Source organism: Clostridioides sp. ZZV15-6598, from assembly GCF_020657705.1.
Lineage (GTDB): Bacteria > Bacillota > Clostridia > Peptostreptococcales > Peptostreptococcaceae > Clostridioides > Clostridioides difficile_F.
In genome coordinates this window covers 1-5,528 of record NZ_JAGWCS010000190.1, presented here as the reverse complement: position 1 = coordinate 5,528, position 5,528 = coordinate 1, and the positions used below count along the sequence as shown (strand labels likewise).

Sequence of the window (5,528 nt, the reverse complement as noted above, 5' to 3'; positions counted from 1 at the left end):
ATTGTTATCAAAATATCTGGCTTTATGGTTTGTTTCTTGTTTATAAATTAACCTACTGTTTAATTTTCAAAGTTCTTCATGTTTACGCCCTTTTCTTGAGGACAAGTATTACTATACCAACTTTTTCTTTTAGAGTCAACAACTTTTTTCACTTTTTTTATTTTTAAATTACCACTTTATCTATCTATTATAATATTATCCACATTATAAACAACTGATTCATATTGTTTTAACTTATTATATTAAATATTATCCACATTATAAACATATTTATCCACATATTACATAATTTATTAATTTTTGAATAAAGATAAATCCATATGTATAATCATTTCTCATTAGTCTGCTTATTTATATGATAAAACATGTTTATAACTTGAAAACCTTAGTTGAAAATGCTTACTTTAATAGCCACATTATTTTCTCTTAAAAGCATTAATAACAATATCAGTAGTAATAGTAGTACATAAGCATATAATTTTATTAAAATATTTATTAATCCCTTATTATTTACTTTGTAAATTTATATATTAACTAAAAGCTTTCATAATCGAATTAAATATTTTAGTTTCATAGCTGAGAATCGATTGAACAATTTGTGAAACTTTATCTAAAAAGAATATACATTAAAACAGACTAATATATTATAAAACCAAAGCTATAAAAGCTATAATATCTAATCTAATATAATTACATTTTATACAACACATAATTAAACAAAAATTTTTTACATAAAAATAGACAAAGGTAAATATATTTTTACATTTACCTTCGTCTATTTACATTCTATTCTGCTATAGATAAATCATCTTTCATATACTGCTCAATTAAAAACACTTTTTTATACTTTAAGCTCTTCTGAACATCAATTATTCTTTGATTTGATGAACCTCTAAATTTTAAACTTATATCTTTCTTTTCATCTATAAATCTTCCATCTACTAAAACATCAATCTGCTTTAATAGGTTCAAGTTTTTGAAATATGCACTATTTTTTTTATCTAGTAGTTGTTCAAATGTAAATCCTGTATAAGACCATACATCTAATCCATTCTTTTTAGCTTCTTTTGCTATTTCTTCTAATGGTTCTGGTTGTAAAAATGGCTCTCCACCTGATAGTGTAATACCCTTTTGTAATTTTAGTGACTTTATCTCATTTATAATTTCTTTTGTATCCATATAAAAACCACCACATAAATTATGTGTTTGAGGATTATGACATCCTTTACAATTATGAACACATCCTTGAGTCCATAGTACCATTCTCAACCCTGGTCCATCAACTATACTGTCATGACTTATAGTAGATGACATTCTTATCTTCATAACTTATTCCTCCAAATAAAACTATCTATGTTTTACCCTATCTTTAACTTCAGCTTTTTTGGCATTATTAAATCTATCCACTGTACCAACTAAATATCCTGTTATTCGTCTTATTCTCTCAAATTTAATATCACTTTCATCTTCATTTCTTCCACACACAGGACATATATTACTTGCTATTACTCCTGAGAAACCACATATAGGATCTCTATCTACAGGATGATTTATACTTCCGTATCCTATCCCCAAATCTTTCATTGCTTTTATGACAGTTTCAAAAGCTTCTAAGTTATCAGATGGATCTCCATCTAGTTCTACATATGTTATATGACCTGCATTAGTAAATTCATGATATGGAGCTTCTATCTCAATTTTGTCATATGCACTTATATTATAATAAACTGGAACATGGAATGAATTAGTATAATACTCTTTATCTGTAATACCTTTAATTTCTCCATATACTTTCTTATCTATTTTAGTAAATCTTCCTGAAAGACCTTCTGCTGGAGTACCCATTAAAGAGAAGTTTAATTTATATTTGTCTGTAGCTTCATCCATTTTATGTCTCATATATGACACTATTTTTAATCCTAACTCTTGAGATTCCTTACTTTCTCCATGATGCTTGCCTGTAAGAGCAATAAGGCATTCTGCTAAACCTATAAACCCAATAGTCAATGTTCCTTGCTTTATTACTTCTTTTAATGTATCTTCTGGTCCCAAGTCATCAGAATCTTTCCATACACCTTGCCCCATTAAAAATGGGAAGTTTTTCATTTTTTTATTTCCTTGAACTTCAAGACGCTCTAATAATTGTTCTATAATTAAGTCCAACTTTTCATCTAGTTCTTTAAAAAACTCATCTAAATTAGTTTCATTATTTTTTATAATTCCATGTTTTATACCTAACCTTGGAAGATTGACAGTAGTAAAAGATATATTTCCTCTGCCACTAACTGTTTCTGGTCCACATACATTACTAAGTACTCTTGTTCTACAACCCATATATGTAGCTTCTGTATCTGGATCTCCTGCTTTATAATATTTAGCATTAAAAGGAGCATCTAAAAAGCTAAAGTTAGGAAATAACCTTTTAGCTGATACCCTGCATGATAACTTAAATAAATCATAATTAGGATCTTCAGGATTTAAATTTACACCTTCTTTAACCTTAAATATCAATATTGGGAAAATTGGTGTCTCTCCATTACCTAAACCTCTTTCTTGTGATAATAATAGATTCTTAGTTACCATTCTTCCTTCTTCAGAAATATCTGTTCCAAAATTTACACTTGAAAATGGCACTTGTGCACCTGCTCTAGAATGCATTGTATTTAAGTTATGTATAAATGCTTCCATAGATTGATATGTTTTTTTATCAGTTTCTTTATATGACTCTTCAAATGCAAAGTTTTGCATGTTATTTATAAGTTCTTCATCAATATTAAATATTTCTCTTAGTTTTTCTTTTTCAGAGTTTAGATACAATTCATCTTTTTTAAGACCAACTTTTTTATTTGTTTCTTTCTCTGTTCTATATACTATGTCCTTTATTGCTTCATTATTTTCAATTCCTTTAAATAATTTTAATGCTTTAGCTAAGTTTCCTATATAGAATTTTTTAAATGTCTTATACACACCTTCAGACAAACCGTAATCGAAAAATGGTATACTTTGACCGCCATGCTGATCATTCTGATTACTTTGTATCGCAATTGCAGCTAGAGCTCCATAACTCATTATATCTTGTGGTTCTCTTAAGAAACCATGACCAGTTGAAAAACCATCCTCAAATAGTTTTTTAACATCTATCTGACAACAAGTTAATGTTCCCATATTTAAAAAATCCATATCATGTATATGTATATCTCCATTATCATGTGCGAAAGAATGTTCTGGCTTTAATATATGAGTCTTACAAAATTCTTTGGATACAGTACTTCCATATTGTAACATTGTTCCCATAGCTGTATTACCATTGATATTTGCATTTTCTCTTTTTATATCAGCATCCTCTGCATCCTCAAAAGTAATTTCCTCTATTGCCTTCATTAATCTTGTTTTTGAATTTCTTATTCTACTTCTTTCAGTTCTATATACTATGTACTCTTCACTAGTTTTTGCGTGGCCTGTTTCTATAAGAACCTTAACTACAGAATTTTGTATATCTTCAACACTTGGAACTGATTCAGAATATTTATGATTTAGCAACTTTATTACTTCTTGAGTTAGTTGCTCAGATAACTTATAATCAGGTACAATACCTTCTCTTTCTGCAACATTTGTTGCTGCTAAAAATATAGCCCTTGTTATTCTATCTTCATTAAATGGAATCACTCTTCCATCTCTCTTTTTTACAAACTCAACCAATTAAAAAAACCTCCTATTACTATATATTGTATTTTATTAATCTACATACCACTATATGTAGTATATTAAGTCTAAAAAAATCCCCTTCAACTAAGTTAAAGGGATTATCTTAATAATTACTATATTAAGATTACCAAATTTGTACATAATAGTCAAACTAACGCAAATCATTGCAAATACTATGTAGATATTTTGAACATCAGCGTTTGTAACAACTTTGGAAGTCAAAACTTTTTTCTCTTTTTTTTACACTAATTTTAGGCAAAAAGTACTTATTTTCATATGTATTAATGTATATATCTACAAATTTCCTTATGTACATTTTTCAAATTTGTCGTATAATATAAATAATAATTTAAAAGGGGGCATTTTATGTTATCAAAAAGACTAAACTTTATAACTCCATCCTATACAATAGGTATTAGTTCAAAAGTTAAAGAAATGGAAAGTGACGGAATTAAAGTAATCAACCTTAGTATAGGAGAACCTGATTTCAATGTACCTAATGTTGCAAAATCTTATGGAATTGACTCTTTAAATAAAGATTGTACTAAATATGATTTAGTTCCTGGATTAAAAATACTTAGAGAAGAAATCTGTAAAAAACTTATTGAAGAAAATAACTGTAGATATTCAATAGATGAAATAGTTATATCAAGTGGAGCTAAAAATTCTATAACAAACACTTTGTTAGCACTAACAGATGAGGGAGATGAAGTGTTATTGCCAAAACCATATTGGGTTAGTTATCCTGAAATGGTTAAATTAGTTAATGCTGTTCCAGTTTTTATTGACACAAAAAAAGAAAATGAATTCAAATTAACAAAAGAAGAACTTGAAAAATCTATAACAAGCAAAACAAAAATTCTTGTAATAAATAATCCTTCAAATCCTACTGGTAGCGTCTATACAAAAGATGAGTTGATTGAAATTGTAAAAGTATGTATACAGAATAATATATATATTTTAGCAGACGAAATATATGAAAAAATATGTTACACTGAAAATTTCACATCAGTTGCTTCATTAAGTGAAGAAGCAAAAGATATAACTATAACTATAAATGGTTTTTCTAAATCAGCTGCTATGACTGGATTAAGATTGGGCTATACTGCTTCTAATAAAACCATCGCTAAAGCAATGAGCTCTATACAAGGACATCTTATATCACATCCAAGCTTAACATCACAATACATAGCATATGGAGCCTTAAAAGATTGTTCAACTGATATAGATAATATGGTGAAAACATATAAATCTAGAAGAGATTTAATCACATCTAAACTAGATTCTATCGAAAATGTAGAGTATGTAAATCCAGATGGTGCGTTTTATGCTTTTATAGACCTTTCTAAGATAGCTGAAAGTTTTAAATACAAAGATAGTTTTTCTATAGAATTCTGCAATCAATTTTTAGAAGAATACAATGTAGCAGTTGTTCCTGGAATAGCATTTGGTATGGATAAGTATATCCGTATATCTTACGCTTGTAATGAAAATACTTTCTTGGCTGGGTTAGATAAATTAAAAGAATTTGTATCTAAGATAATGGCATAATAATTTTAATCAAATAATTTTTAAATATAAGATATTAGATGATAATTAATAGATTGTGTATCTATATAATATATTTAACATCGTAATTAACTTAAATAAAATAAAAACCTATTGATTTTCATATCAATAGGTTTTTATTTTATTTCTTATATTAATCTAGAATTTTAGTTTAACCTTTAACTCAATATAACAAATAAAAAAATTACGTGGCTACGTCCTACTCTCCCAGGCAGTTTCCCACCAAGTACCATCAGCGCTAGAGAGCTTAACTT

Annotated in this window: 3 protein-coding genes; 1 reads left to right on the top strand and 2 read right to left on the bottom strand. The window is 27.6% G+C overall.

Going from position 1 to position 5,528, the window contains the following annotated elements:
- Nucleotides 1-786: 786 nt before the first annotated feature.
- A complete protein-coding gene (gene nrdG / locus KGF50_RS20075) occupies nucleotides 787-1,326 on the bottom strand; it encodes an anaerobic ribonucleoside-triphosphate reductase activating protein (protein WP_227849698.1) in 540 nt (179 codons plus the stop codon).
- Between the two features lie 21 nt (nucleotides 1,327-1,347).
- Nucleotides 1,348-3,699, bottom strand: a complete 2,352-nt coding sequence (locus tag KGF50_RS20070) for an anaerobic ribonucleoside triphosphate reductase (protein WP_227849697.1) — start codon at nucleotides 3,697-3,699, stop codon at nucleotides 1,348-1,350.
- 372 nt (nucleotides 3,700-4,071) lie between these two features.
- Between KGF50_RS20070 and KGF50_RS20065 the strand changes: the two genes are divergently transcribed.
- Complete coding sequence (locus tag KGF50_RS20065; protein WP_227849696.1) at nucleotides 4,072-5,256, top strand: pyridoxal phosphate-dependent aminotransferase; 1,185 nt, start codon at nucleotides 4,072-4,074, stop codon at nucleotides 5,254-5,256.
- Nucleotides 5,257-5,528: the final 272 nt, after the last annotated feature.

What these genes read in the sequence shown, in the direction of transcription:
- KGF50_RS20065 (WP_227849696.1), top strand. Translation starts at nt 4,072, where the DNA reads ATGTTATCAAAAAGACTAAACTTTATAACTCCATCCTATACAATAGGT.
- nrdG (WP_227849698.1), bottom strand. Translation starts at nt 1,326, where the DNA reads ATGAAGATAAGAATGTCATCTACTATAAGTCATGACAGTATAGTTGAT.